The sequence below is a fragment of the Acidovorax sp. SUPP1855 genome, from assembly GCF_030158955.1.
Lineage (GTDB): Bacteria > Pseudomonadota > Gammaproteobacteria > Burkholderiales > Burkholderiaceae_C > Paracidovorax.
In genome coordinates, this window is the sequence record NZ_BQXI01000029.1 from 1 (window position 1) to 25,485 (window position 25,485).

Annotated in this window: 21 protein-coding genes; 10 read left to right on the top strand and 11 right to left on the bottom strand. The window is 68.0% G+C overall.

Features of this window, described 5'->3' with window-relative positions; all coding sequences use genetic code 11:
* Positions 1-83: 83 nt before the first annotated feature.
* The 5 genes from AVMA1855_RS20710 to htpG all read right to left on the bottom strand — a co-directional run bounded on the left by AVMA1855_RS20710 (position 84) and on the right by htpG (position 6,420).
* Positions 84-1,268, bottom strand: a complete 1,185-nt coding sequence (locus AVMA1855_RS20710) for a hypothetical protein (RefSeq protein WP_284427156.1) — start codon at positions 1,266-1,268, stop codon at positions 84-86.
* A gap of 175 nt (positions 1,269-1,443) precedes the next feature.
* Positions 1,444-2,859 carry a carbohydrate porin gene (locus tag AVMA1855_RS20715; protein ID WP_284427157.1) on the bottom strand — a complete coding sequence of 472 codons (1,416 nt, stop codon included), beginning with the start codon at positions 2,857-2,859 and terminating at the stop codon, positions 1,444-1,446.
* Between the two features lie 59 nt (positions 2,860-2,918).
* A complete protein-coding gene (locus AVMA1855_RS20720) occupies positions 2,919-3,704 on the bottom strand; it encodes an exosortase H-associated membrane protein (RefSeq protein ID WP_284427158.1) in 786 nt (261 codons plus the stop codon).
* Between the two features lie 13 nt (positions 3,705-3,717).
* On the bottom strand, positions 3,718-4,275 hold the full coding sequence (xrtH, locus tag AVMA1855_RS20725) for an exosortase H (RefSeq protein ID WP_272567070.1): 558 nt from the start codon (positions 4,273-4,275) through the stop codon (positions 3,718-3,720).
* 156 nt (positions 4,276-4,431) lie between these two features.
* Positions 4,432-6,420 carry a molecular chaperone HtpG gene (gene htpG, locus AVMA1855_RS20730; protein ID WP_272567069.1) on the bottom strand — a complete coding sequence of 663 codons (1,989 nt, stop codon included), beginning with the start codon at positions 6,418-6,420 and terminating at the stop codon, positions 4,432-4,434.
* A gap of 65 nt (positions 6,421-6,485) precedes the next feature.
* Between htpG and AVMA1855_RS20735 the strand changes: the two genes are divergently transcribed.
* The 3 genes from AVMA1855_RS20735 (at position 6,486) to AVMA1855_RS20745 (ending at position 8,053) form a co-directional block, all read left to right on the top strand.
* Positions 6,486-7,241, top strand: a complete 756-nt coding sequence (locus AVMA1855_RS20735) for a type VI secretion system amidase effector protein Tae4 (protein ID WP_284427159.1) — start codon at positions 6,486-6,488, stop codon at positions 7,239-7,241.
* Positions 7,238-7,807: a hypothetical protein gene (locus AVMA1855_RS20740; protein WP_284427160.1), complete on the top strand. Its 570-nt coding sequence runs from the start codon at positions 7,238-7,240 to the stop codon at positions 7,805-7,807. The genes AVMA1855_RS20735 and AVMA1855_RS20740 overlap by 4 nt, the downstream gene beginning before the upstream one ends.
* Positions 7,808-7,891: 84 nt before the next feature.
* Positions 7,892-8,053: a hypothetical protein gene (locus AVMA1855_RS20745; RefSeq protein ID WP_284427161.1), complete on the top strand. Its 162-nt coding sequence runs from the start codon at positions 7,892-7,894 to the stop codon at positions 8,051-8,053.
* Between the two features lie 143 nt (positions 8,054-8,196).
* On the opposite strand, the gene AVMA1855_RS20750 is transcribed toward AVMA1855_RS20745, so the two are convergent.
* The 3 genes from AVMA1855_RS20750 to AVMA1855_RS20760 all read right to left on the bottom strand — a co-directional run bounded on the left by AVMA1855_RS20750 (position 8,197) and on the right by AVMA1855_RS20760 (position 12,211).
* Entirely contained in the window at positions 8,197-8,925 is a 729-nt protein-coding gene (locus AVMA1855_RS20750; protein ID WP_502870356.1) for a pseudouridine synthase, read from the bottom strand.
* A 353-nt stretch (positions 8,926-9,278) separates the two neighbouring features.
* Positions 9,279-11,615, bottom strand: a complete 2,337-nt coding sequence (locus AVMA1855_RS20755) for a putative bifunctional diguanylate cyclase/phosphodiesterase (protein WP_284427162.1) — start codon at positions 11,613-11,615, stop codon at positions 9,279-9,281.
* A complete protein-coding gene (locus tag AVMA1855_RS20760; protein ID WP_502870357.1) occupies positions 11,612-12,211 on the bottom strand; it encodes a methylamine utilization protein in 600 nt (199 codons plus the stop codon). Before AVMA1855_RS20760 ends, AVMA1855_RS20755 begins: the two co-directional genes overlap by 4 nt.
* A gap of 341 nt (positions 12,212-12,552) precedes the next feature.
* Between AVMA1855_RS20760 and AVMA1855_RS20765 the strand changes: the two genes are divergently transcribed.
* Entirely contained in the window at positions 12,553-14,160 is a 1,608-nt protein-coding gene (locus AVMA1855_RS20765; protein WP_284427164.1) for a methyl-accepting chemotaxis protein, read from the top strand.
* On the opposite strand, the gene AVMA1855_RS20770 is transcribed toward AVMA1855_RS20765, so the two are convergent.
* Entirely contained in the window at positions 14,147-14,932 is a 786-nt protein-coding gene (locus tag AVMA1855_RS20770) for a Crp/Fnr family transcriptional regulator (RefSeq protein WP_272567060.1), read from the bottom strand. The two genes, AVMA1855_RS20765 and AVMA1855_RS20770, sit on opposite strands and share 14 nt — an antisense overlap.
* Before the next feature lie 127 nt (positions 14,933-15,059).
* Here AVMA1855_RS20770 and AVMA1855_RS20775 point away from each other — a divergent pair, with 127 nt between their 5' ends.
* Complete coding sequence (locus tag AVMA1855_RS20775; protein ID WP_284427165.1) at positions 15,060-16,283, top strand: ABC transporter substrate-binding protein; 1,224 nt, start codon at positions 15,060-15,062, stop codon at positions 16,281-16,283.
* Positions 16,284-16,443: 160 nt separating this feature from the next.
* Here AVMA1855_RS20775 and AVMA1855_RS20780 read toward each other — a convergent pair whose 3' ends face one another.
* Together AVMA1855_RS20780 and AVMA1855_RS20785 are read right to left on the bottom strand one after the other, a co-directional pair.
* Positions 16,444-17,265, bottom strand: coding sequence for a general secretion pathway protein GspB (locus AVMA1855_RS20780; protein WP_284427166.1), 822 nt, complete (start codon positions 17,263-17,265; stop codon positions 16,444-16,446).
* Positions 17,266-17,338: 73 nt separating this feature from the next.
* Positions 17,339-19,024, bottom strand: coding sequence for an ExeA family protein (locus AVMA1855_RS20785; protein ID WP_284427167.1), 1,686 nt, complete (start codon positions 19,022-19,024; stop codon positions 17,339-17,341).
* Between the two features lie 216 nt (positions 19,025-19,240).
* Between AVMA1855_RS20785 and AVMA1855_RS20790 the strand changes: the two genes are divergently transcribed.
* From AVMA1855_RS20790 to AVMA1855_RS20810, 5 genes are read left to right on the top strand one after another with little or no spacing between them, the layout of a single operon-like run.
* Entirely contained in the window at positions 19,241-21,187 is a 1,947-nt protein-coding gene (locus AVMA1855_RS20790) for an AMP-dependent synthetase/ligase (protein WP_284427168.1), read from the top strand.
* 23 nt (positions 21,188-21,210) lie between these two features.
* On the top strand, positions 21,211-21,996 hold the full coding sequence (locus tag AVMA1855_RS20795; RefSeq protein ID WP_284401399.1) for an ABC transporter ATP-binding protein: 786 nt from the start codon (positions 21,211-21,213) through the stop codon (positions 21,994-21,996).
* Between the two features lie 16 nt (positions 21,997-22,012).
* Positions 22,013-22,942, top strand: a complete 930-nt coding sequence (locus AVMA1855_RS20800) for a branched-chain amino acid ABC transporter permease (RefSeq protein WP_272567053.1) — start codon at positions 22,013-22,015, stop codon at positions 22,940-22,942.
* Positions 22,943-22,973: 31 nt separating this feature from the next.
* Positions 22,974-24,050 carry a branched-chain amino acid ABC transporter permease gene (locus AVMA1855_RS20805; RefSeq protein WP_284401403.1) on the top strand — a complete coding sequence of 359 codons (1,077 nt, stop codon included), beginning with the start codon at positions 22,974-22,976 and terminating at the stop codon, positions 24,048-24,050.
* 53 nt (positions 24,051-24,103) lie between these two features.
* Positions 24,104-25,429: an ABC transporter substrate-binding protein gene (locus AVMA1855_RS20810; RefSeq protein WP_284401404.1), complete on the top strand. Its 1,326-nt coding sequence runs from the start codon at positions 24,104-24,106 to the stop codon at positions 25,427-25,429.
* Positions 25,430-25,485: the final 56 nt, after the last annotated feature.

Sequence of the window (25,485 nt, forward strand, 5' to 3'; positions counted from 1 at the left end):
GCAGCGGCCCCACCTGTCCCTAGAATACAAAACGCCCGATGCGGTGCACCGGGCGTCTCTTGCAAGCCAATTACGGCTAGGGTTCAGTCCCGCATAGGTGTCAACCTATTCCAGGACGGGTCACAGCCGTAGCTGCCTGTGGAGCCGACGGACTCGTAGAGGAAACTGCGAACTTGGCCGCCATCGAAAAGCACATGGGAGACCAATGCGTCTCCAGCAATGCGTGCACTACCGGCCCAGTCCCAACTTGCTGCGAGACCATTCTCGCCAAACGCGGTGCGATAGTTGCGAATGACGCTGAGAGGATACTGCCCCTGATCAATATAGTCGGCCTCGAACTGACTCTTCTCGCCGGTGGCGGGACGGATGGGGTTGCCAACCGTACCTCCATCAGCAGAAGCTCCAGGCGAACCTGGTGCTGGACAAATATTGAGTCCCAGCAAAGTAACGCCGGTTCGAGCGGTGTTTTGGCAGTCAGCGCAAGTGGCAGCGACCTGATCCCTACGCACTGACGTAGATCCCTTGGCTGGGCTTTGGTAGCTGCATGTGGCCGCGCCATTGGAATCCGTGGCATTTGGGCAGCTCAAGCTGCCCCCCAAGGGTGTCGGGGATTCGACAGCAGTAATTGAGATTCCAGCGGCGGGCTGACCGTTATGAGTGACGGTGGCATACACAGGTATGCCCTTGCCTGGCTCCACGGCATTCATCACCATTAGGCTGATGGCATAGACGGGGCTGCACGGCAGCGTGTAAGGAATGCCCGATGTATATGCCCCACCCACCACTGGCGGCAACGCGCCATCCCAAAAGCAAATCAATCGGGTGGGCTCTTCACGCACCTCCGCCAACACACCAATGGATCCGCACCATTCGGGAGATACCGCCGCGTGGCAGGCAGCCATGTCGACGATGCGCTGAGCACCGAACGCATCGCATTGCGCCTTGAACGATTGATAGGCCGCAGAGGGAACGCAAGATTGGGAAGAAGCATCAGCAGCCAGCGAAGACCGCTGCGCATTCGATGAAACGAGACCGGATAAGACCGTTGACCGTGACGGCATCTGGAGAGCGCCAGCATGGGAGGCAGGTACCGATGGCGCGATGGCAGTTTGCGCCAAAACGCCATTGACGGAACCACCGCAAAAGCACAACACCAACAGGAAAAAGCGAATTAAGCCAGTGATGCCGTAGAAAAAAAATGGCAACTTCCGAAGCTTTAAATTGATTGAATGCTGCATTTCCCCACCCTTTCTATGCTGATCGTTCATAGCCGACAGCGATTAATACCGGTGCTTTAACTTGTGGATAAGAATATCAATTCATGCACTGATTGAAGAGCACGCTGACGCCACTGCATCTTAACTTTTAAGCAAATGGCTTTGCTACTCAATCCTCGCCAACGCACTGAGCGTTGGACTTTTGCTGAACCCAGTATTTGATTGATCAAAACTCCGCATGCACCCGCACCGACACCACATCCACCGGCCCCCGGTCGCGGTTGTAGCCCGGGTGCACGATGTGCTGTACCCCCAGCGACACGGCGGACTGCAGCGGCCCGCCCGGCATGGGCACCGGGGCGAACGTGAACCGGTAATACGCCTCCCACACCCGCTCGTTGCCATAGCGCAGCGCCCCGTCGCCCAGGAACGCCCCCAGCCCCCCGGCTGCGAGGTAGTTACGGTGGTCGGCCGACAACCCGTTGACCGCCAAGGCAGCGCCCACGCGGTCGGCGGCGCGGCCCCAGGCGGCGCCGCCGATCTGGCCGCCGAAGGACAGTTGGCGGTCGATCTCGGCGAAGGCATACGTTTCCTGGCGGCCGCTGCTGCGGCTGGCGCGCACGAAAACGCCGGCGTCTTCCGCCAGCGGGGCCTCCAGGGTCAGGGCCCAGCCGGTCTTGGTCTGCAGGCGGCGCACGGCGCCGACGTCCGGCGTGCCGCCAACGGCCCGGGACGCGGTCAGCGCATCGGCGAACGCCCCCATGACGGCGCGGTTGCGGAATAGCAGCACGCGCCCGCGCAGCGGGCCGGCGGGCAGGGCCACCGGCAGGTCGGATTCGGCCTCGATCTGGTCGCCGTAGTGCTTGGTCCACGAGCGGTCCAGCGGCTGGCCGTTGGATTCGCGCGGCTGCAGGGCGCGGCCGCCGCGCACGGCCCACTGCGGCGTGCGGTATTCGAGGATGCCGGCCCAGGTGTAGCCGCGCGCATCGGCCGCGTAGTCCCAGGCGCCGGGCGTCAGAAAGGACCAGTTGAAGAACTGCTCGCGCGGGTCCTTGGCGTAGGGGTTGTTGTCGAAGTAGTCCAGCAGCGAGATGTTGCCGGCCACCAGGGTCCACCGGCGCGCGCTGGCGCTGCCGCCCAGTTCGTTGAAGTCGGGCTCGATGCGTTCGGTGTCGCCGCCCGCGTCCCAGCGCTGCAGCAGGAACAGGCGCGCGCGGTAGGCCTTGATCTGCGCGCCCGAGGTGCGGGCCAGCTCGCCGTTGGAGAGCCCGCCCGCGCCCGACAGGTGCGATAGCGGCACGCCCTGCCCGGCCTCGGGGTTGAAGTGGATCTGCGCGCCGCTCCAGGGGCGCAGCCCGAGGTCGGCGGTGGCGGTGAAGGAATACGAGCGCTCGGCCGTGGGCACCAGGCTGTTGCGGCCGGTGTAGGGCGCGTCGAAAGAAGGCTTGTGCTGCCAGACGTAGGTGGTCTGCGCATGCAGGGCCCAGGGGGGCGGGTCACCGTCCGCCGGGTTGCCGCCGGCATCCCCGGACGGGGCGGCCAGGGCCTGGGCAGCGAGGACGGCCGCGGTGCCACCCAGCGCGGCCTGCAGCACGCGCCGGGGCCCGAAGCCACGCAAGAAATGGGAGAGGAGCAACAGCATGCGGCGGCATTCTGTCAGGCCCCGGTGGCCTGCGCGTGTCCGCGCGACCGCCGCGCGCTTCAGCGTGGTTTTTTGCGCACAGGCAGCGTGGCGGCGGCGCTGGCCGAGACCTTGCCGCCCAGCCCGGGCGGCACGTGGGGGACCGGCTCAGGGATGGCGTCCGCAGGCTCGGCCACCACGCCCGCGGCAGGCTCGGGCGATACCACCACCGCCGCTGCAGCCGGCACGGGCGCAGCGGCGCGCGCGGCCGGCAGAGAGCGGCGCCAGGCCTCGATCACCACCTCGTTGACGAACTGCCGGTCCAGCCACAGCCACAGCACCATGGGCGCGAGCGTGGGCAGCACCAGCACGCCCACCTGGTAGCCGTACACCAGGGCTTCCAGTTGCCACTGGGCGACCTTGAGCACGCGCACGTCGAGCTGCGCCGTCAGCACCACCTGCATGAGCAGGTGCATCACCAGGCTGAAGGCCTGCAGCGGCACGAGCAGCGCGAAGCCGGCCAGCGCGCGCCAGGTGCGCCCCGGGCCGCGCGCAGACAGCAGCAGGGCGAGGAAGATGGGCAGGCCGTAGGCATAGCGGCCGGGGTCGGATTCGACGGTGATCTCGACCAGGCGGTTGCCGGTCTGCGGCGTGGCGACCGCCACCGAGGTATCGACCTCGAACGCCCCGGGCCGCAGCCGCGTCTCGCGCACCCAGCCGGGGGCGGCGTGCTCCAGGACCGCGCCGGCCACCATGCCCACGGGATACGAGGTCCAGGGCGAGACCCGGATCCACAGCAGGGTGAGCAGCACCACCCCGGCGAACAGGCCGAGGACGAAGATTTTCAGGCTGGCGGCGCGGCGCATGCGGTGCCGCGGATCACGCCGGCACGGCCGCAGGGGAGGTGGACGGCGCCGAGGGCGGTGCCGCCGGCGGCTCGTTCGGCGGGGCGCCCGCGCCGCCCCGGCTGCCGGCCCGCACCCACAGCAGCCAGACGATGAGCACGTCCACCATGATGAGCGCCTGCCAGAGGTATTCGTGGGCGAAGTTGAAGATGGCGGTGTTCCACTGCCCCAGGTAGAACAGGCTGACCACCCGCACGATGTTCATGGCCTGCACGGCCACGAAGCCGGCGACCAGGCCGACCAGCTTGTGCCGCCAGGTGGACGGGAACGCCATGACGGCGGCGAACAGCACGATGCACGCCTCGATGCCGTTGCAACCCGCCTCGATGGAGACGCCGAAGCCCGTGGCCTGGTTCCACAGCACCTTGCCCGAGGCGGCGGCCGAGCTGTCGAACCAGGTGACCAACCCGGCGCAGATGCGCGCCAGCAGCGCCGTCCACGGCAGCACCAGGTGCTGCTGCACCCAGCCCAGCATGTTGATGCCGAACATCGTCAACTGCAGGGTCAGGAAGAGCAGGAAAAAGCGCAGCATGGCGGCGGCCTCGAAGGGGTGGCGTTTCAGACGGGCGCATTATCGGCCAGCAGGCCCGCCGCCATGCAAAAAGCCCGGCCTCCCAAGAAGACCGGGCTTTTGTTTGCTACTTATTTAATAGCAATACGCCCTAGTGAATCATGCGCTGGAGGCCGATCAGGCCAGCAACGCGTTCACGCGCTTCACATAGGCGGCGGGGTCCTCGGGCAGGCCGCCTTCGGCCAGCAGCGCCTGGTCGAACAGGATGTGCGCCAGGTCGTGGAAGTGCACGCTGCCGTCCAGCTTCTTGACCAGGGCGTGATCGGGGTTCACCTCCAGCACGGGCTTGGACTCGGGCGCCTGCTGGCCGGCCTGCTTGAGCATGCGCGCCAGCTGGGTGCTCATGCCGTCGTCCTGCACGACCAGGCAAGCGGGCGAATCGACCAGGCGGGTGGTGGCGCGCACGTCGTCGGCCTTGTCCTTGAGGGCTTCCTTGAGCTTGGCCAGCAGCGGCTTGAAGGCCTCGGCGGCTTCCTCGGCGGCCTTCTTCTCGGCCTCGTCCTGCAGCTTGCCCAGATCGACCGCACCCTTGGCCACGGACTGCAGCGGCGTGCCGTCGAAGTCCTGCAGGTAGTTCAGCGCCCACTCGTCCACGCGGTCGGTCATCAGGAGCACCTCGATGCCCTTTTTCTTGAAGACTTCGAGCTGCGGGCTGTTCTTGGCGGCGGCCAGCGTGTCGGCGGTGATGTAGTAGATGGCGTCCTGGCCTTCCTTCATGCGCGCCTTGTAGTCGGCGAACGAGACGGTGACCGCATCGCTTTGCGTGGAGGCGAAGCGCAGCAGCTTGGCCAGGCGCTCGCGGTTGCCGAAGTCCTCGCCCAGGCCTTCCTTGAGCACGGCGCCGAACTCGGCGTAGAACGCCGTGTACTTGCCTTCCTTGGCCTTGTCCTCGTCGCTGACCACATCGGTCACGCCGTCGGCGCCTTCTTCACCGGCGGTGTGCTTGTCGTGCTTGGCCAGGTCTTCCAGCATGCCGAGCACGCGCTTGGTGGAGCCTTCGCGGATGGCGCGCACGTCGCGGCTTTCCTGCAGCAGCTCGCGGCTCACGTTGAGCGGCAGGTCGCTGGAGTCGATCACGCCCTTCACGAAGCGCAGGTAGGTGGGCATCAGCGCCTCGGCGTCGTCCATGATGAACACGCGCTTGACGTACAGCTTCACGCCGGCCTTCTTGTCGCGGTTCCACAGGTCGAACGGGGCCTTGGCGGGCACGTACAGCAGTTGCGTGTACTCGGTGTTGCCCTCCACGCGGTTGTGGCTCCAGGTGAGCGGGTTCTCGTGGTCGTGGCTGATGGCCTTGTAGAAGTCCTGGTACTGCTCTTCCGTGATGTCCTTCTTGGGGCGGGTCCACAGGGCGCTGGCCTTGTTGACGGTTTCCCACTCGCCGGTCTTGACCATGCCGCCGGGCTGGCGGCCGCCGTTTTCGTCACCGGGATTGATCAGCTCGCCCTCTTTCCACTCTTCCTTTTCCATCAGGATGGGCAGGCTGATGTGGTCGGAATACTTGCCGATGATGGACTTGATCTTCCAGGCGTTCAGGAACTCTTCGGCGTCGTCGCGCAGGTGCAGGATGATGCTGGTGCCGCGCTCGGGGCGGGTGATGGTCTCGACCTCGAAGTCGCCCGTGCCGCCGCTGATCCAGCGCACGCCCTGCTCGGCGGGCAGGCCGGCCCGGCGCGATTCCACGGTGATCTTGTCGGCCACGATGAAGCCGGAATAAAAGCCCACGCCGAACTGCCCGATCAACTGGCCCTGTTCGGACGCGGTGGCCTTCTGGTCGCCCGAGAGCTTGCCCATGAAGTCCTTGGTGCCGCTCTTGGCGATGGTGCCCAGGTGGTCGATGGCCTCCTGCTGGCTCATGCCGATGCCGTTGTCGGTGATGGTGAGCGTCTTGGCGTCCTTGTCGAAGGCCACGCGCACTTCGAGGTGGGGCGCGTCTTCGTACAGGGCGTTGTTGTTCAGGGCTTCGAAACGCAGCTTGTCGCAGGCGTCGGACGCATTGGAGATCAGCTCGCGCAGGAAGATTTCCTGGTTGGAGTACAGCGAATGCGTGACCAGGTGCAGCAGTTGCGCCACTTCGGCCTGGAAGGAATGGGTCTGTTTGCTCATGGTGTGGATTGGGAGGTCGGGGTCATTCACAAAAAGAGGGATGTCCCGCCATCTAGGGACGGGGCATGCATTATCAAGGTCTGCAATGCGTATCGCTCGCTCGCGCAAATGCTTGGGCTGGGGTCGGCAGCATGCCCTCTCGGAGGGCGATGGCGGCGATGGGCCGCAGTCTCTTTTCAATGTCTATCATGCGCGCCCAGAGCATGATGGCTTGCCGGCTGCGGCGAACCCATCGGAAGAGACGAGTTTTCAACAGCGTAAAGCGCATCAAGGGGTCAGTGCCAATGGCAATTCAGGACAAACCATCAGAAAAGGTCAGCGTCGGCTTTGACGCGCTTTGGAGCAATTACCCCAGCAGCGATCCATGCGTCAACCCTGCCAATCGAAAGAAGGCGTATGACAATCAATGCGCCATTCGAGTGGGAATGGCTCTTGAAAAGTCGGGAGTCAGTTTCAAGAGCTTCAAGGGGCCGCGTTGTGAGTTTGGCATCCGAGGAAATGGCATGGCGCTCAGGGCACAAGAGTTGGCAGACTGGTTGAATACAAAGCCTTTCGCCAACTGCCCCACGTCTATTCAATTGGCCGGCAAAGGCTTTCACAAAACCCTTGCCGCACGCAGAGGCATTGTGTTCTTTAAAGACTACTGGATGCGCGAAGGAGAAAAATCGCCCACGGGCGATCACATCGACCTCTGGAACATGGACCGGCTCACCCCTTCGTGGCAGAACTTCACGCGGTTCACGCTGGGAATCGCCCGCATCCCTTCGGTGTATTCCAACCTTGAAAACTCCCGCGCGGTCCTTTTCTGGGCCTTGGCATGATGCGACGATCCATTGCCCACCTTCTGGCGCTGGTCTGCGCGGCCTTTCTTTCCTGCTTGGCGGGAGGCTTCTTCTTCGTCAGGACGTTCCAAGCTGGCGACTGCGATGGAGGCTGCAACATTTCGGCCTTGGTCGGCGCCATTGCCGGTGCCTGGATCGCCTTCCTAGGCATCGGCCATGCCCTGATGCGGCGCCAAGCCCGCCAGGGCAGGCGCCCTTTCGCCGCCCTGGCCATTTTGTCTTTGCTCACCGTGGCCATACCCGCTTCCCTTTTCCTGGGTAAAACCCTCCGCTCAAGCCCATTGCGCGCCAACCAGGACAACAGCTACATGCTCATAGCGGTGCGCGATTTACCGGCTTTGGGCATCACCACCGGGCAACGCTGCATCTTCTCCTCGGTCGATTGCAGCACCGAGCCGGCACGCATCGATGCCGTATGCACGCAGGGCGCCGTCACGCTCAAGGCGCCGCAATGGTCCGCCTTCCAGCGCTTGCCGAACGAGGATTTCGGCATTGCGCCGACATCCGCGGTGCAGGCATTTCCGAAGTCCTGTCCAGGCCCTTGAACGAGAGGCAGGACAGAGAAGCCCAGTTACTGGGTCATTGCGATGCCGCCCGCGCCCATCGCCTGCGCTGCCTCAGAACTTCTTGTGCGCTCCCTGGTAGCGCCACTGCCCCACGGGCAGGTTGCCCAGGGCGGTGCGTGGCGGGCCTGGCTGATCGCGCCGCAATCCGCCGCCGAGACGGCCCGCTCGGTGCGTCGGCAGGCGGGCGTCGGCGTGATCGGCACCGCCGGGGGCGCCGTGCCCTGAGCGCGCCGGTGCCCCGATAGGACCTGCACAAGGAGATTGCTATTAATTCAATAGCAATCAAGGCATGATTCACTAGGGCATGAAGGCAAAATCGCCCAAAATCCTGCCACGGACGTCCGCGGCGGCATGCCCCGCGCCCGGCGTCAGAACTTCTCGTGCGCCCCCAGGTAGCGCCACTGCCCCACAGGCAGGTTGCCCAGGGTGATGCGACCGATGCGGATGCGCTTCAAGCCCACCACCTTCAGGCCCACCAGTTCGCACATGCGGCGGATCTGGCGCTTCTTGCCTTCCTTGAGCACGAAGCGCAGCTGCTCGGGGTTCTGCCAGTCCACGCGGGCGGGCTTGAGCGGCTGGCCGTCCAGGGCCAGGCCATGGCACAGGCGGGCCAGCTGGTCGGCGGGAAAGGCGTCCTGCACGTTCAGCGCCACGTCGCCGTACTGCACGCGCACGAGGTATTCCTTCTCGACATCGGAGTCCTCGCCGATGAGCTGGCGCGCCACGCGGCCGTCCTGCGTGAGCACGAGCAGGCCGACGGAATCGATGTCCAGCCGCCCGCAGGGTGCCAGGCCCCGCAGCTGCGGCGGCGAAAAGCGCATGCGGCTCGGGTCTTCGCGCCAGTGCGTGCGCGGGTTGATGAGGGCGACGGCGGGCGTGTGCCCGTCCTCGGCCTGGCCGCTCACGTAGCCCATGGGCTTGTGCATGAGGATGGTGACCTTCTGCTCCTGAAAGCCCTGCGCCACGCGCTCGACCTCGATGCGGTCGGTGGGCAGCACCTGCAGCCCCATCGGCGCGACTTCGCCGTTGACCTTGACCCAGCCCTGCGCGATCCAGTCGTCGGCCTCGCGGCGCGAGCACAGGCCCAGCTCGGCCATGCGCTTGTTCAGGCGCGAGGTGCCGCCCTCGCCCGCCGGGGGCGCAGCGGCAGGCCCGCGCCGGGCGGCCGCCTGCGGTGCGCGGTCCGGCGACCGGCCCTGCCAAGGCTCGGGCCGGGACGGGGCTTGGGCCGCGGCAGGACGGACAGCGGGACGCGGCGATGCGTTGTTGGCGCCGGCATTCGGGCCGTTGAACGGCCGGGCGGCGGGGCCGGCATTCGCCCGGGCGGCGGGCTGCGCGGTGGCCGGTGCCCGGCGTGCGGAGGGTGCGGTGGTCGCAGGCGGCGCCACCTTGGCGGGGGCGGCGGGGGGAAGGGAGAGGCGGCGACGGGGCGGCGAATCGGACATGGGCGCTATTTTCGCTCGGCGGCCGAAGCGTGCCAGGCGAGAAAGTCGTCCATGGGCAGCGGCCGGCTGATGTAGTAGCCCTGCGCATCGTCGCAATGCAGGGCCCGCAGGCGCTCCAGAATGGACACGGTCTCCACCCCTTCGGCCACCACGCTCAGGCCCAGGTTGTGCGCTAGGTCGATGGTGGAGCGCACGATCTGCTCGTCGCCGTCGTCGGAGGCCATGCCGATGACGAAGGACTTGTCGATCTTCAACTCGTCCACCGGCAGCCGCTTGAGGTAGGCCAGCGACGAATAGCCCGTGCCGAAGTCGTCGATGGACAGCTTGAAGCCCTGCTCGGACAGAAGATTGAGCATGGCCTCGGCCCGCAGGGGCTCGTCCATGATGGCGCTCTCGGTGATCTCCAGGCAGAACGACTCGGCGCTCACGCCGTGACGCGCCAGCAGCGCGCCCAGGCGGTTGCTCAGTTCAGGGTCGAGCAGGTCGCGCGTGGACAGGTTGATCGAGATGCGCAGCGCCAAGGGCTGCACGCGCGGCTGCGCCAGGAAGATCACCGCCTGCTCGAACATCCACAGCGTGAGCTGCCGCACGAAGCCGGTCTGCTCGGCAAAGGGAATGAACTGCAGCGGCGGCACCATGCCGCGCTCGGGGTGCTGCCAGCGCACCAGGGCCTCGGCCGCATGGCCCGGCTGGCCGGTCAGCGTCACCTTGGGCTGCAGGAACAGGCGCAGTTCGTTGCGGTCCACCGCGCGGCGCAGCTCGGTCAGCAGCGAGAGCGAGACGGCGCTGGAGGAATCCATCGACGGTTCGTACAGCAGCGCCCCGCTGAGCCGCAGCTTGGCCGCGTACATGGCGATTTCGGCGTGGCTGAGCAGGGTGTCGGCATCGTGCGCCGCACCGGGCCAGCAGGCGATGCCGATGCCCGCGCTCAGATCCACCGTGCGGTCGCCGAAGGCCATGGGCGTCTCGAAGGCGCGCAGGATGCGCTGGGCCATGTCGCGCGCGGCCGCTTCGTCGGCGCCGGGCATCAGCATGGCGAACTCGTTGCCGCCCAGGCGGGCGATCACGGCCTGCGGCGATCGCGTCTGCCCGCTGATGCGCTCGGCCACGGCCTGCAGCAGCCGGTCGCCCAGCGCGTAGCCCAGCACGCCGTTCACGTGCTTGAAGCGGTCAAGATCCAGCGCGAGCACGGCCACGGGGCGCTGGCCGTTGCCGGGCCCGATGGCCTCCATGATGGCGCGGCGAAAGCGCTCCCGGTTGGGCACGCCGGTCAGCCGGTCGGTGTCGGCCAGCCGCAGGATCTCGCCCTGCTGACCGGCGATGTCCAGCCGCATGCGGTCGAACGAACGGGCGAGGTTGCCGATCTCGTCATGGCGGCGCGTGTGCTCGATGGGGGCGTCGTAGTCGCCCTGGGACAGGCGGTGCGTGGCCGAGACCAGCGAGCGCAGCGGCATCGTCACGCGGCGTGCCATGAAGGCGCTGCCCAGCGCGAAGAGCACCAGGCCGGCCACGGTGATCACCCCCAGCAGGGCCTGCAGCTGGCGGTAGGGCGCCACCACGTCGTCGAGCGAGCGCAGCAGCAGCGCGCGGGCGCTGGTGGTGCCGCTGTCCAGGCGCACGGGCCGCACCAGCAGCGTCTCGCCGCCGAGGACCTGCTCCCCGCCCATGCGGAAGTCGCGCAGATCGGCCAGCGCGCGGTCCGGCAGGGTGCTCACCGGCACGGCCACGGCACCCGTGGCGTCGCGCACCTGGATGGCCACGTCCACCGACAGCAGCTGCTGCATCTCGGACACCAGCGTCTCGTTGACCGGAAAACCCATCAGCACCCAGCCCACCAGCAGCGGCGCCCGCATGGGCACCATCACGAACTGGTACGGAATGCCGTGCACCACGGCGATCTGGCTGCCCTGCGGCTGCGCCACCAGCGCGGGCACGGCCTGGTCCACCGCGCTCTGGTAGTCGGCCGCGGTGCGCGAGGGGCTGGTGGACTGCAGGTGCATGCGGGTGTCCAGCAGCGCCGTCATCGCGGCGCCGATGCGCGCGCCGTGGTTCTCCAGCACCGACTGGATGGTCGCCGAATCGCCCGAATTCACGGCGGAGCGAAAGCCGTAGTCGGCCGCCAGCAGGGCCGAGGCCTCTTGCAGCCGCACGGCGTTCTGCGCCAGCAGCCAGCGCCAGACGCGTTCGTCCACGTCCAGGCTGCGCTCGATCTGCGCACGGGCGTTGCGCACAATGAAGGTCTGCACCACGGCGAACCCCGCCGCCTGAACGATCAGCAGCAGCAGCAGGGAAATTCCGACCAGCCGAAGGATCAGGCTGCGGTGCAGTGCGCGCAGGTTCAAGGCGTCACCCCCGCCAGCCGCACGACCACCGGCGCCCCGCCTTCCGCCACCGTGAGCGGCTGCGCGTAGGCCGCGGCGCCCACCGGCAGGCCCGAGTGCCACACGCGCAGCGTGTAGTTGCCCGCGGGCACCTTCTCGATGCGCGCGATGCCGAACGGCGCGGCGCTTTGCGAAAAATACGGTGTCTCCAGCACGAGGATCCAGGCCACCATCTGGTCGTGGATGTTGCAGCCGAGCACCACGACCCCGGGCTTGTCGAAGAGCACGGGGTTGGCCGGCGTGCCGGAGTAGAGCTGCAGCTCGAATTTCTTGGCCGGCGAGAACGAATACACATGGTGGCGCACGTTGTCCCGGTTCGGAAACCGCACCTCGGTGCCCACCGTCACGGCCAGCACCTCGGGCACGAAGCGGCGCTTGAGCTGCCCCATGTCCTGCTGGGCCATGGGTCGCACCAGCTTGTGCGCCTCCGGCGAATCCAGGAACACGATCGCGCCCAGCAGCGGCTTGCCGGAGCCGTCCTGCACGGTCACCTGGACCTCCGCGGCCATCGCCGGCCATGCCAGTGCCCAGAGCACGGCAACCATGCCCCGGGGCATGGGCGAGCGAAGTCGGATCATGGGGCCGGTTCCTTCCAAAAAATGTAACAAGTCCACGGCGGATCGAAGGGCGCCAAAGTGGAATGCGCAAAAATGGCACGGCGCTACGCTACCAAAAAAATAGCATCGGAACGATGCATTTAATAAGATATGAGCGATTAAATCAATTCATACAAGTGCGCCGTCCTCCCGGCACTTTAGAGGCAGATACTCTGCGGTGGGTCTTTCATATGTAACATCCATTGCGATGCCGGCCATGGCCCGGACGGCGCCGCGCACCGATCACTGGCACTGCTTTTGCTGTGCATTTCGTTCAAAGGCCATCGGCCACGGAAAACACCATGCAGACCGCTTCGTTCTTCAAGACCCTCTCCATCTCCCGCCGTCTTTTCCTGGGGTTCGGCTGCATGCTGGCGCTGCTCATCGCGGTGGCCTTCGTGGCGCACGCCTCGCTGAACGAGGTCAACCAGCAGATGCAGCAGATGACCGGCGCCAGCGCCGCCAAGATGCGGCTGGTCAACAGCATGCTGGAGAACGTGAGCGCCATCGGCATCCAGGGGCGCTCGGCCGCGATGCTCGGCGAGGTCGATCCCAAGAGCGCCGAAGAGCAGACCCGCCGCGTCGGCCAGGCGCTGCAGCGCTACGCGGCGCAGGAGACCGAACTGGCCACGCTGCTCGACTCCGGCGCCACGCCGGCCGAACGCCAGCTGCAGACCGACATCCAGGCCCTGGCCCGCAAGACCCGGCCCGAGCTGGACACGGCACTCAAGGCCATCTCCGACGGTGACACCGTGAGCGCCACGCTCTCGCTCATGACGCGCGTGGCCCCCGCCGAATCCGCCTGGCGCGACAAGCTGGCCGAACTGGTGCAGTTGCAGAACACCCTCAACACCGAAGCCGCGGCCGGCGCGTCGCGCATGGAAAACCGGGCCCGCGCCATCGGCGGCGGGCTGGTGGCCCTGGCCATCGTGCTGGGCGCGCTGATCGCCTGGCGCACCACGGCCAGCATCACCCAGCCCATCGGGCGGGCGGTGGTGGTGGCCGAACGCATCGCGCGCGGCGACCTCACCTCGCGCGTGGAAGTGCGCATCCAGGACGAGACCGGCCGGCTGCTGGACGCCATCGCCGCCATGCAGGAGCAGCTGCGCTCGCTGGTGGGCGGCATCGGCACCACGGCGGATTCGATCCTGCTGGCCAGCTCCGAAGTGGCCTCGGGCAACCTCGACCTGAGCCAGCGCACCGAGCAGACCTCGGGCAACCTGCAGCAGGCCGCCTCCGCGCTGGAAGACCTGACGCACACCGTGCAGCAAAGCGCCGACGCCGCGCGCCAGGCCAACCAGATGACCGCTGCCGCATCGCAGGTGGCCGAGCGCGGCGGCGAGGTGGTCTCGCAGGTGGTGCGCACCATGGACGTGATCAGCGCCAGCTCGCGCAAGATCGCGGACATCATCAGCGTGATCGACGGCATCGCCTTCCAGACCAACATCCTGGCCCTCAATGCCGCGGTCGAAGCCGCGCGTGCGGGCGAACAGGGCCGCGGCTTCGCGGTGGTGGCCGGCGAGGTGCGCGCGCTGGCGGGGCGCTCGGCCGATGCCGCGCGCGAGATCAAGGCACTGATCCTGGCCAGCGCCAATCAGGTGCAGGAAGGCACCACGTTGGTGGGCCACGCGGGCGCCACCATCGGCGAACTGGTGCAGTCGGTCCAGCAGGTGTCGGGCATCATGGCCGAGATCACCGCATCGGCCCGCGAGCAGAGCGACCGCATCGCCGAAGTGAGCCAGTCGGTGGGCGCGCTGGAGACCATGACGCAGCAGAACGCCGCGCTGGTGGAAGAAAGCAGCGCGGCAGCCGGCAGCCTCAAGGACCAGGCCGGCCGGCTCACGGACATGGTGGGCACCTTCCGCCTGACGCGCACCCCCGAGCTGGCAGCGCCCGTCAGCCGCGCATGACCGCCTGGGCATCCGGGGCCTCCGGCGCGCGGACGGCGCGCCGCACGGGCGCCTCGGCCTGCGCGGCGAACACGCTCTCGCGCAGCGCGGGCAGGTCCAGCACCCGCAGCCCGCCGTATTCCACGCAGATCGCGCCCTGCGCCTGCAGCTCGGCCAGCGCCTCGTTCACGCGCTGGCGCGACAGCCCCACCAGGTACGCCAGCTCCTGCTGCGTGATGCGCAGCACCTCGCGCACGCCGGGGTAGAGCACCGGGTTGAACAGCGCCGCCAGGCTGCGCGCCACGCGCACGTCGGGGTTGCCCAGCCGGTCGATCTCGCGCGCGGCGATGAACTGGCCCAGCCGCTCGTTGAGCTGGTTCATCACGAACCGGTTGAAGCCGATGGAGTGGTCCAGCAGCCAGTGGAAGGTGTCGATGGGCAGGCCCGCCACCACGCTCTTGCGCAGCGCCTGGATGTTGTAGCGGTAGGGCTCGCGCTTGACCGCCGTGCCCTCGCCGAACCACCCGCCCGGGGGCACGCCGGTGAAGGTCATCGTCTGGCCCTGGGCGTTGTCGGTGCTCATCTTGAGCAGCCCCTCCACCACGCCGAACCAGTAGGTCACCGGCCGGCCCACACGGCACACGTAGTCGCCCACCTTCGCATCGCCCACCAGCAGCGCGGCCACGGCGCGCTCGCGCTCGGGCGCGGACAGCAGCGCCAGCCAGGGAATGCCGTCCAGCTCCACCTGGGACGGCAGGCGGCGGCGCTGGTGCAGCGAAAGGTCGTCGTTCATGGATTGCGAGCATGGCGCAGGAAGGCCGCCCGGCGATTGCGGGAATACCACGACGCGGACTGTTGCCGGGGCGACAAAGAATCGACCCGCGCACACCGATGATCCGCCCACTGGCCACGGAGACACCATGCCAAGAACATTCCAACAGGCCCCCTGTTCGACCGCGCCTGCCTCGCCCACCACCCGCCACCTGCACCGCGATGCGCCGCCGGCCCCGCTGCAGCGCCGCCACCTGCTCGCGGGGGCGGCCGCGCTGGCCCTGCCGTGGATCGGCGCGGCGCCGGCACGCGCACAGGGCACGGTGCTGCGCATCGCGCAGTCCACCGCGCTCACCGGCCCGCTGGGCGACCTGGGCTCGGCCATGCACCAGGGCGCCAAGGCCGCCTTCGCCGCCATCAACGCCCAGGGCGGCGTGCAGGGCCAGACGATCGAACTCACCACGCTGGACGACGGCTACGACATTCCCCGCGCGCTGGCCAACGTGGACAAATTCCTCGCCGACCGCGAGCAGTTCGCGCTCTTCAACTGCATGGGCACGCCTATGGTCGAAGCCATGCTACCCAAGGTGCTGCCCTCGGGCATGCCGTTCTTCGCCCCGTTCACCGGCGCCATGCTCAGCCGCGTGAAGGGCGCGCGCAGCGTGTTCAACGTGCGCGCCACCTACGCCGAAGAGGCCGACAAGCTGGTCCAGCACTTCTCGACGCTGGGCATCCGGCGCATCGCCGTGGCCTACCAGAACAACGCCTTCGGCAAGGAGGTGTTCAACGCCGCCCGCGACGCCATGGCCCGGCTGAAGCTGGGCGAACCGCTGTCCGGCACCGTCGAAAGCGATGCGTCGAATGCCGGCGCCACAGCACGCCAGGTCGCCGACGGCAACCCCGAGGCGGTGCTGATCGGCCTGGCCGGCAAGCCGGCGCTGGAGTTCGTGAAGGCCTTCCGGAGCCTTCGGCGCGGCACCGCGCTGTATGCCACCTCCGTGATGGGCACCTCGGCCGCCGTCAAGGCCCTGGGGCCGGATGCCGTCGGCCTGACCATCTCGCAGGTCGTGCCGCTGCCCACCAACGTGGTGGTGCCGGTGGTGCGCGAATTCCAGGCCGCATGGAAAGCCGTGGGCGCCACGGCCGAGCCCTCGCACCTGGCGCTGGAGGACTACATCAACGCCCGCGTGTTCGCCCAGGCCCTGCAGCGCGCGGGCCGCAACCCGTCGCGCGCCGCCTTCGTGGACGCCACCTGGAGCCTCAAGAACTGGGACCTGGGCGGCTTCGAGGTGAACGCCACCGGCCCGGAACGCAGCGCCTCGCGCTTCGTCGAGCTGACCCTCGTGGGGCGGGACGGGCGGTTCATCCGCTGAGCCGCACAGCGGTCGCCGGCCCGCGATCATCGGAGCGCGGTGGACGAATCATTTGCTATTAAATATATAGCAATACAGGCATGCAATCCGCCGGCATGGGCCTGTTTTGGCCTGTACCAGCGCATCCGCTGCGCCCTCGACTTCGCCCTCGGCTTCGCCTTCACTGCGACGGCACGGCGTAGCGGTAGCCCCGGAATGCCCACACCGTGCGGGACGGCTCGATCTTCTCCAGCACCACGCCCGGCGCGGCCTGGTCGCCCTCGTGCAGCACCTGCCCGTTGACGATGGCCATGCGGTAGGCCGGGTTGGCCGAATAGGTGGCGCCGCTGAACTGCATGGCCGGCAATTGCTCGCGCACGGACGGCGGCAGATCGCGCTGCGCCACGACGGGCTGGGCCGGGGCCTGGACAGGCGGCGCCACGGCGGGTGCGGCCGGGGCCTGGGCCGGCGGCAGCAGGCGCGCGGTGGCCGCCGCCGCGGCCGAAGCGCGCGACAGCGGGGCGGACGCTGCGCGCTCGGTGGCGCGTTCGGGCGCAGGAGCCGCCGGCGCCGAAGGCACGGCGACCGGGGCCACACGCTCCGGCCGCAGCGCCGGAGCAGGGGCTGGCGCCGGCAACGGGGCCACGCGATTGCGGGCGGGTGCTTCGGCGGGTGCGGGGGCCGGCGCAGGCAAAGGTGCCGTCACCGCAGCGGCAGGCGCGGCCACCGGGCCTGCGGGGCTGGACGCGGGCGCGGCCGCCAGCCGCACCGGCTCGGACGGCACCGCCGTGCGGTGCGCGAACCACCATGACGCACCCGCCGCCGCGCCGGCGACGGCCACGCCGACCGCCAGCACCGGCAGCCACGGCAGGGCGCCCGTGCGCGCCGGTTCGGCCGCAGACGGTGCGCCCGGCGCCGGCACGGCCGGCGTGTGCAGGCCGGGCACGGCGCCGCGGCCGCGCTCGGCTTCGGCGCGCCGCAGGGCGTCAAGGATGTAGGACATAGGATGGAAAAAAGTGCGTGGGGCGGTGCCCGCCGGGTGGGGACATCGAAATGCGGAGAAGGCCTGGCATGCGCTAGCTTCCAGTGCTCAGGCGCGGCTCGGCCACGCCCGCGGCGCGGTTGAGCAGCATCAGGGTCAGCGGCCCGGCGCGGCCATCGGGCACCAGGCCCTGCGCGACCTGGAAGCGCTGGATGCGGGCGCGGCGCTGCGTGGCTTCCGCGCGCGGGGCGCTGCGCGCGGCGGCGGCATCGGCCGCAGGCGGCAACTGGGCGTCCAGCCACGCCAGCGTGGCGGGCTGGTCTGCCAGATCGCTGCCGTCCTGCAGGCCCGGCGGCGCACGCCACAGCGTGGCGAACTCGCCGCGCCAGGCCTGCGCCAGATCGGCCAGGGGCACCTGCAGTGTGCGCCCCGCGCCCGACAGCGTGGCCACGGCGCCGTCCAGCCGCGACAGCACGACGGCCACCGGGCGCTCGTCCGCCGTGAACAGCGTGATCACGCCCGGCCGGTCGAGCTGGCGCACGAGGCCCAGCGCCGTGCGGCGCTGGCGAAAGCAGCGCAGCCCCTGGGCAGCCAGGCCCGCACAGGCATCGGCTCCGGGCGCGGAAGGGGCGCCCCAGGCCGCGGCCAGCGCTCGCCAGGCGTCGTGGTCGCCCTCGGGCTGCAGGGCCAGGAAGCCTTGCAACGCCGAAGGGGGCACGGTGGCCGCGGCCGAGGCGGCGGGCAGGGAGGCCGCGTGGGAGGCCGCCGTTGGCACCGCGGAGGACGCCGGCCCGGCCGCCACCACCGACCCCGGGCCCGGGCCCGCCACTGCAGCGCCCGTGGGCGGCCACCAGCCCAGCGCCCAGCCCGCGCACGCGACGGCCGCCGCACCGGCGAGGGCGCCGGCCCCCGCCACCGCCCAGCGCAGCGCCCGCGCAGCGCCCGTGCGGGCGGCAGGCGCGGCATCGAACACCTCGCGCGCGGCCTGGTCCACGATGGCCTCGTTCACCTCGCGCACGCCGCCGGCATAGGCGCCGAGCAGCGCCCGGTCGCACAGCAGGTTGATGCGCCGGGGCACGCCGCGCGCCAGGGCATGCACGCGCTGCAGGGCGCGCGCCGTGAACGGCAGCGCGCCTTGCAGGCCAGCCACCGCCATGCGGTGGGCGATGTACTGACGGGTTTCCTCGGCGCTCAGGGCATCGAGGTGAAAGCGGGCGATCACGCGCTGGGCCAGTTGCTCCAGCGACGGGCCGGCGATCATGCCGCGCAGCTCGGGCTGGCCGATCAGGATGATCTGCAGCAGCTTGCGCTCGCTGGTTTCCAGGTTGGTGAGCAGGCGCAACTGCTCCAGCACGTCGGCCGAGAGGTTCTGCGCCTCGTCGATGATGAGCACGTTGTTGCGCCCCGCCGCATGGGCCTGCAGCAGGAAGGCATTCAACGGGTCGATGCAGTCCTTGACCGTCTCGGAGCCCGGCACCGCCGGGGTGTGCGCCACGCCGAACTCGTCGCAGATGGAGCGCAGCAGTTCGCCCACCGTGAGCCGCGGATTGAAGATATAGGCCACGTTGCAATGCGCCGGGATCTGCTCCAGGAAGCACCGGCACACCGTGGTCTTGCCGGTGCCGATCTCGCCGGTCAGCAGCACGAAGCCGCCACCGGCGTCCAGGCCGTAGAGCAGGTGCGCCAGCGCCTCGCGGTGGCGGTCGCTCATGAACAGATAGCGCGGGTCGGGGGCGATGGAAAACGGCGCGTGCTCCAGGCCGAAAAACGGGGCGTACATGGCGGCAAGGATACCGCCCTGCCGTGGCGGTCCTGCAGCGGCGCCCTTTCCCCCTGGACCCGCCACGGGCAGGGTTACACCCGTCAGGAGTTTCCCGCAAATTGTCGTCGGCAAGACAAGAAGACGTCAAAGCGGTTCCTACCATCCGTTGCATCTCCCTTGCATGGCTGCGCGTCCCGCCAGCAGCCTCGGCGGACACCACCGGTAGGAACAGGCATGACGACCACCTTCCCCCAACTGCTACTGCGGCACGCCGCCGAACGGCCCACCGACGCGGCGCTGCGCGAAAAGGAATACGGCATCTGGCAGACCCACACCTGGGCGGGCCTGGCCGCGATGGTGGAGACGCTGTGCGCCGGCCTGCACCAGGCCGGGCTGCAGGCGGGCGAGCACCTGGTGGTGGTCGGCGCCAACCGCCCGCGCCTGTATGCCACCATGCTCGCGGCGCAGTCGCTGGGCGCCATTCCCGTGCCGCTGTACCAGGATGCGGTGGCCGCCGAATGCATCTACCCGCTCAACAACGCCGAGGTGCGCTTTTGCGTGGTGGAAGACCAGGAGCAGGTGGACAAGCTGCTGGAGATCCGCGCGCAGTGCCCCGCCCTGTCGCACCTGTATTTCGATGACCCGCGCGGCCTGCGCAACTACAGCGAGCCGGGCCTGGCGTCGCTCGATGCCCTGGTCGAGGCCGGCACCGCCTTCGTGGCGCAGAACCCCGGCTGGTTCCGCGCGCAGGTCGACCGGGTGCAGCCCGGCGACGTGGCGGCCATGTTCTTCACCTCGGGCACCACGGGCAACCCCAAGGGCGTGGTGCACACGCACGCCACCTTGCTCGACCGCGCGCAGGCCGGCGCCGAGTTCGACCGCCTGACGTCCGCCGAGGAGGTGCTGGCCTACCTGCCGCCCGCGTGGATCGGGCAGAACATCTTCAGCTACTCGCAGTGGCTGGCCTGCGGCTACGTGGTGAACTGCCCCGAGTCGGCCGGCACCGTCTCCATCGACCTGAAGGAGGTCGGCCCCACCTACTACTTCGCCCCACCGCGCATCTTCGAGGGCCTGCTCACCAGCGTGATGATCCGCATGGAAGACGCGGGCGCGCTCAAGCGCAAGATGTTCCACGCCTGCATGGCGGTGGCCCGGCGCGTGGGCCCGGCACGCATGGACGGCCAGCCCGTGGGCCTGCTGGACCGCATCAAGTACGCGCTGGGCGACCTGCTGGTCTATGGCCCGCTGCGCAACAACCTGGGCTTTTCGCGCGTGCGGGTGGCCTACACGGCCGGCGAGTCCATCGGGCCGGACCTGTTCACCTTCTACCGCTCGATCGGCATCAACTTGAAGCAGCTGTACGGCTCCACCGAGACCGCCGTGTTCGTTTGCCTGCAGCCCGACTACCAGGCGCGCGCCGACACGGTGGGCGTGCCGATCCGCGGCGTGCAGATCCAGGTGGCCGACAACGGCGAGATCCTCGTCAAGTCCGCCGGCCTGCTCAAGGAGTACTACAAGAACCCCACCGCCACGGCCGAGGTGCTCACGGCCGACGGCTGGTATCGCACGAGCGATGCAGGCTTTCTCGATGCGCACGGCCACCTCAAGATCATCGACCGCGTGAAGGACGTGGGCCGCATCCAGGGCGGCGCCAACGACGGTGCCATGTTCGCGCCCAAGTACGTGGAGAACAAGCTCAAGTTCTTTCCGTACATCAAGGAGGCCGTGGCCCTGGGCGACCGGCGCGAGAAGGTGTGCGCCATGGTCAACATCGACTTCGACGCCGTGGGCAACTGGGCCGAGCGCCGCAACCTGCCCTATGCGGGCTACACCGACCTGGCGCAAAAGCCCGAGGTGTACGAGCTGATCCGCGACTGCGTGGAGAAGGTGAACGCCGACCTCGCGGGCGATGCGCTGCTGGCGGGCAGCCAGATCAGCCGCTTTCTCGTGCTGCACAAGGAACTGGATGCCGACGACGGCGAGCTCACGCGCACCAACAAGGTCCGCCGCGGCTTCATCGCCGACAAGTACGGCACGCTGGTGGAGGCGCTGTACGCCGGCCGCACCGAACAGTTCATCGAGACGCAGGTCAAGTTCGAGGACGGCCGCACGGGCAGCGTGAGCGCCACGCTCAAGCTCGACGACGCCCGGACCTTCGCCCCGACGAAGCAGGCCGCCTGACCGCAACGCCGCAAGACCCCACCATGACCACCAAGAAGATCGGCGACGTCATCCTCGACGTCCAGAACATCAGCCTGCGCTTCGGGGGCGTGAAAGCGCTCACCGACATCTCGTTCAACGTGCGCGAGCACGAGATCCGCGCCATCATCGGCCCCAACGGCGCGGGCAAGAGCTCGATGCTCAACTGCATCAACGGCGTCTATGCGCCGCAGGACGGCTCCATCACCTTCCGGGGCAAGACGTTCTCGCACATGAACTCGCGCCAGGTGGCCGAGATGGGAGTGGCGCGCACCTTCCAGAACCTGGCGCTGTTCAAGGGCATGAGCGTGATCGACAACATCATGTCGGGGCGCAACCTCAAGATCAAGAGCAACCTCTTCCTGCAGGCGCTGCGCATCGGCCCGGCCGAGCGCGAGGAGATGCGCCACCGCGCGTTCGTCGAACGCATCATCGACTTCCTGGAGATCCAGGCCTGGCGCAAGACGCCCGTGGGCCAGTTGCCCTACGGCCTGCAAAAGCGCGTGGACCTGGGCCGGGCCCTGGCCATGGAGCCGCAGGTGCTGCTGCTGGACGAGCCCATGGCCGGCATGAACGTGGAGGAAAAGCAGGACATGTGCCGCTTCATCCTCGACGTGAACGACGAGTTCGGCACCACCATCGTGCTCATCGAGCACGACATGGGCGTGGTGATGGACATCTCCGACCGCGTGGTCGTGCTCGACTACGGCAAGAAGATCGGCGACGGCACGCCCGACGAAGTGCGCAGCAACGACGACGTGATCAGCGCCTATCTCGGCACCTCGCACTGACCGGAGAACACACACCATGGCTTTCTTTCTCGAAACCCTGATCGGCGGCCTGATGGCGGGCATGCTGTATTCGCTGGTGGCCCTGGGCTTCGTGCTGATCTACAAGGCCTCGGGCGTCTTCAACTTCGCGCAGGGCGCGATGGTGCTGTTCGCGGCGCTCGCGATGGCCCGGCTGTCCGAATGGATTCCCCAATGGACCGGCATCGACAGCCGGCTCCTGGCCGGCATCGCGGCCTTCGTCCTGGCCGGCGCGCTCATGTTCGTGGTGGCCTGGTGCATCGAGCGGCTGGTGCTGCGCCACCTGGTCAACCAGGAAGGCGCCACGCTGCTCATGGCCACGCTGGGCATCACCTACTTCCTCGAAGGCCTGGGCCAGACGATGTTCGGCAGCGACATCTACAAGATCGACATCGGCATGCCCAAGGAGCCGATCTTCGCCCTCGAATCGATGTTCGAGGGCGGCGTGCTCATCAACAAGGAAGACGTGATCGCCGCCGCCATCGCCGCGGGGCTGGTGATCCTCCTGAGCATCTTCTTTCAGAAGACCTCCACCGGCCGCGCGCTGCGCGCCGTGGCCGACGACCACCAGGCGGCGCAGTCCATCGGCATTCCGCTCAACCGCATCTGGGTGATCGTGTGGTGCGTGGCGGGCGTGGTGGCGCTGGTGGCCGGAATGATCTGGGGCAGCAAGCTGGGCGTGCAGTTCTCGCTCACCACGGTGGCACTGCGCGCACTGCCGGTGGTGATCCTGGGCGGCCTCACCTCGGTGCCGGGCGCCATCATCGGCGGGCTGATCATCGGCGTGGGCGAGAAGCTCTCCGAGGTGTACCTGGGCCCGTTCGTGGGCGGCGGCATCGAGATCTGGTTCGCGTACGTGCTGGCACTGGTCTTTCTCCTCTTCAGGCCCCAGGGCTTGTTCGGAGAGAAGATCATTGACCGCGTGTAACCCATAACGACAAGAACACAGGAGACACGCCATGCTCTACCGCGAAAACGGCCAGTTCAAGACCAGCTACCGCGCCGACCAGCAGATCTTTCCCATCGCGCAGGACCGCATCGCCATGGTGGTGCTGCTCGCCGTGGCCTTCATCGCCGTGCCGATGCTGGCGAGCGACTATTTCTTCCGTGCCATCCTGATTCCGCTGGTCATCATGTCCATGGCCGCGCTGGGCGTGAACATCCTCGTGGGCTACTGCGGGCAGATCTCGCTGGGCTCGGGGGCCTTCATGGCCGTGGGCGCCTACGGGGCCTACAACTTCTTCGTGCGCGTGCCGGGCCTGCCGCTCATTCCGGCCATCGTGCTGGGCGGGCTGTGCGCCACGTTCTTCGGCATCCTCTTCGGGCTGCCCAGCCTGCGCGTGAAGGGCCTGTACCTGGCGGTGGCCACGCTGGCAGCACAATTCTTCAGCGACTGGATGTTCCTGCGCATCAAGTGGTTCACCAACAATTCCGACTCGGGCTCGGTGTCGGTCAACGGACTGCAGGTGTTCGGCTTGGCCCTGGAGAGCGCGCAGTCCAAGTACCTCTTTTGTCTCGCCCTGCTCGTGGTGGTGGCGCTGCTGGCCAAGAACCTGGTGCGCGGCGCGGTGGGCCGCGAGTGGATGGCCATCCGCGACATGGACGTGGCCGCCGCGGTGATCGGCATCCGCCCCATGTACGCCAAGCTCAGCGCCTTCGCCGTCAGCTCGTTCATCGTGGGCATGGCCGGCGCGCTGTGGGCCTTCGTGCACCTGGGTGCGTGGGAGCCTGCGGCGTTCTCGGTGGAGGTGTCGTTCCGGCTGCTGTTCATGGTGATCATCGGCGGGCTGGGATCGATCATGGGCGGCTTCTTCGGCGCGGCCTTCATCGTGGTGCTGCCCATCGTGCTCAACCAGTTCCTGCCCGCGCTGATGGGCCTGTTCGGCATCAACATCTCCACGGCCGGCGTGTCGCACGCCGAGCTGATGATCTTCGGCGCGCTCATCGTGTGGTTCCTCATCGTCGAGCCGCACGGCCTGGCCAAGCTGTGGTCCACGGCCAAGCAAAAGCTGCGCCTGTGGCCCTTCCCACACTGATCCACCCGGTTCCCCCCCGCGCTTCAATCCATTCAATTTCCAAGGAGAGACAAATGAAGCTTTCGAAACTCGTGATCGCCGCCCTCGTGGCGGCAGGCAGTGTGTCCGTGGCGACCAGCGCCGTCGCGCAGGCCAAGGAGCAGTTCTTTCCGCTGCTGTCGTACCGCACGGGGCCGTATGCGCCCAACGGCGTGCCATGGGCCAACGGCAAGCAGGACTACATCAAGATGATCAACGCGCGCGATGGCGGCGTGAACGGCGTCAAGCTCACGTTCGAGGAATGCGAGACCGGCTACGCCACCGACCGCGGCGTGGAGTGCTACGAGCGCCTGAAGGGCCGCCCCGGCGTGGCGCTGTTCGATCCGCAGGCCACCGGCATCACCTTCGCGCTGACCGAAAAAGCCCCGGTGGACAAGATCCCGCTGATGACGCTGGGCTACGGCCTGTCGGTCGCGCAGGACGGAATGGCCTTCAAGTGGAACTTCCCCTTCATGGGTAGCTACTGGACGGGCGCCGACATCCTGATCCAGCACATCGGCAAGCAGGCCGGCGGGCTGGACAAGCTCAAGGGCAAGAAGATCGCGCTGGTCTACCACGACAGCCCCTTCGGCAAGGAGCCCATTCCCGTGCTGCAGGAGCGCGCCAGGATGCACGGCTTCGAACTGCAGATGCTGCCCGTGACCGCTCCCGGCGTGGAGCAGAAGGCCACCTGGCTGCAGGTGCGCCAGAGCCGCCCCGACTACGTGCTGCTGTGGGGCTGGGGCGTGATGAACTCCACCGCCCTGAAGGAAGCGCAGGCCACGGGCTTCCCGCGCGACAAGCTCTATGGCGTGTGGTGGGCCGGCGCCGAGCCGGACGTGCGCGACGTGGGCGAAGGCGCCAAGGGCTACCACGCGCTGGCGCTGAACGGCTACGGCACGCAGTCCAAGGTGATCCAGGACATCCTGAAGAACGTGCACGACAAGGGCCAGGGCACGGGGCCGAAGGACGAGGTGGGATCGGTGCTGTACACGCGCGGCGTGATCATCCAGATGCTGGCCGTCGAGTCCGTGCGCCGCGCGCAGGAGCGCTTCGGCAAGGGCAAGGTCATGACTGGCGAGCAGGTGCGCTGGGGCATGGAGAACCTCGCGCTTGATCAGAAGAAGCTCGACGCGCTGGGCTTCAACGGCATCATGCGGCCGCTGTCCACGAGCTGCTCCGACCACATGGGCTCCACCTGGTCGCGCGTGCACACCTGGGACGGCAAGAAGTGGGACTTCTCCTCCGACTGGTACCAGGCCGACGAGCAGATCCTGAAGCCCATGATCAAGGCCGGCTCCGACAAGTACCTGGCCGACAAGAAGATGACGCGGCGGGATGCGGCCGACTGCCAGAGCTGAGGACAACCCCCTGAGCCGCTGCGCGGCTTCCCCCTTCTCTGGCTTCGCTGTGCGAA

Coding starts and splice junctions, on each gene's coding strand:
- AVMA1855_RS20710 (WP_284427156.1), bottom strand. CDS start 1,268: ATGAACGATCAGCATAGAAAGGGTGGGGAAATGCAGCATTCAATCAAT.
- AVMA1855_RS20715 (WP_284427157.1), bottom strand. CDS start 2,859: ATGCTGTTGCTCCTCTCCCATTTCTTGCGTGGCTTCGGGCCCCGGCGC.
- AVMA1855_RS20720 (WP_284427158.1), bottom strand. CDS start 3,704: ATGCGCCGCGCCGCCAGCCTGAAAATCTTCGTCCTCGGCCTGTTCGCC.
- xrtH (WP_272567070.1), bottom strand. CDS start 4,275: ATGCTGCGCTTTTTCCTGCTCTTCCTGACCCTGCAGTTGACGATGTTC.
- htpG (WP_272567069.1), bottom strand. CDS start 6,420: ATGAGCAAACAGACCCATTCCTTCCAGGCCGAAGTGGCGCAACTGCTG.
- AVMA1855_RS20735 (WP_284427159.1), top strand. CDS start 6,486: ATGCATTATCAAGGTCTGCAATGCGTATCGCTCGCTCGCGCAAATGCT.
- AVMA1855_RS20740 (WP_284427160.1), top strand. CDS start 7,238: ATGATGCGACGATCCATTGCCCACCTTCTGGCGCTGGTCTGCGCGGCC.
- AVMA1855_RS20750 (WP_502870356.1), bottom strand. CDS start 8,925: ATGGCCGAGCTGGGCCTGTGCTCGCGCCGCGAGGCCGACGACTGGATC.
- AVMA1855_RS20760 (WP_502870357.1), bottom strand. CDS start 12,211: ATGCCCCGGGGCATGGTTGCCGTGCTCTGGGCACTGGCATGGCCGGCG.
- AVMA1855_RS20765 (WP_284427164.1), top strand. CDS start 12,553: ATGCAGACCGCTTCGTTCTTCAAGACCCTCTCCATCTCCCGCCGTCTT.
- AVMA1855_RS20770 (WP_272567060.1), bottom strand. CDS start 14,932: ATGAACGACGACCTTTCGCTGCACCAGCGCCGCCGCCTGCCGTCCCAG.
- AVMA1855_RS20775 (WP_284427165.1), top strand. CDS start 15,060: ATGCCAAGAACATTCCAACAGGCCCCCTGTTCGACCGCGCCTGCCTCG.
- AVMA1855_RS20780 (WP_284427166.1), bottom strand. CDS start 17,265: ATGTCCTACATCCTTGACGCCCTGCGGCGCGCCGAAGCCGAGCGCGGC.
- AVMA1855_RS20785 (WP_284427167.1), bottom strand. CDS start 19,024: ATGTACGCCCCGTTTTTCGGCCTGGAGCACGCGCCGTTTTCCATCGCC.
- AVMA1855_RS20790 (WP_284427168.1), top strand. CDS start 19,241: ATGACGACCACCTTCCCCCAACTGCTACTGCGGCACGCCGCCGAACGG.
- AVMA1855_RS20795 (WP_284401399.1), top strand. CDS start 21,211: ATGACCACCAAGAAGATCGGCGACGTCATCCTCGACGTCCAGAACATC.
- AVMA1855_RS20800 (WP_272567053.1), top strand. CDS start 22,013: ATGGCTTTCTTTCTCGAAACCCTGATCGGCGGCCTGATGGCGGGCATG.
- AVMA1855_RS20805 (WP_284401403.1), top strand. CDS start 22,974: ATGCTCTACCGCGAAAACGGCCAGTTCAAGACCAGCTACCGCGCCGAC.
- AVMA1855_RS20810 (WP_284401404.1), top strand. CDS start 24,104: ATGAAGCTTTCGAAACTCGTGATCGCCGCCCTCGTGGCGGCAGGCAGT.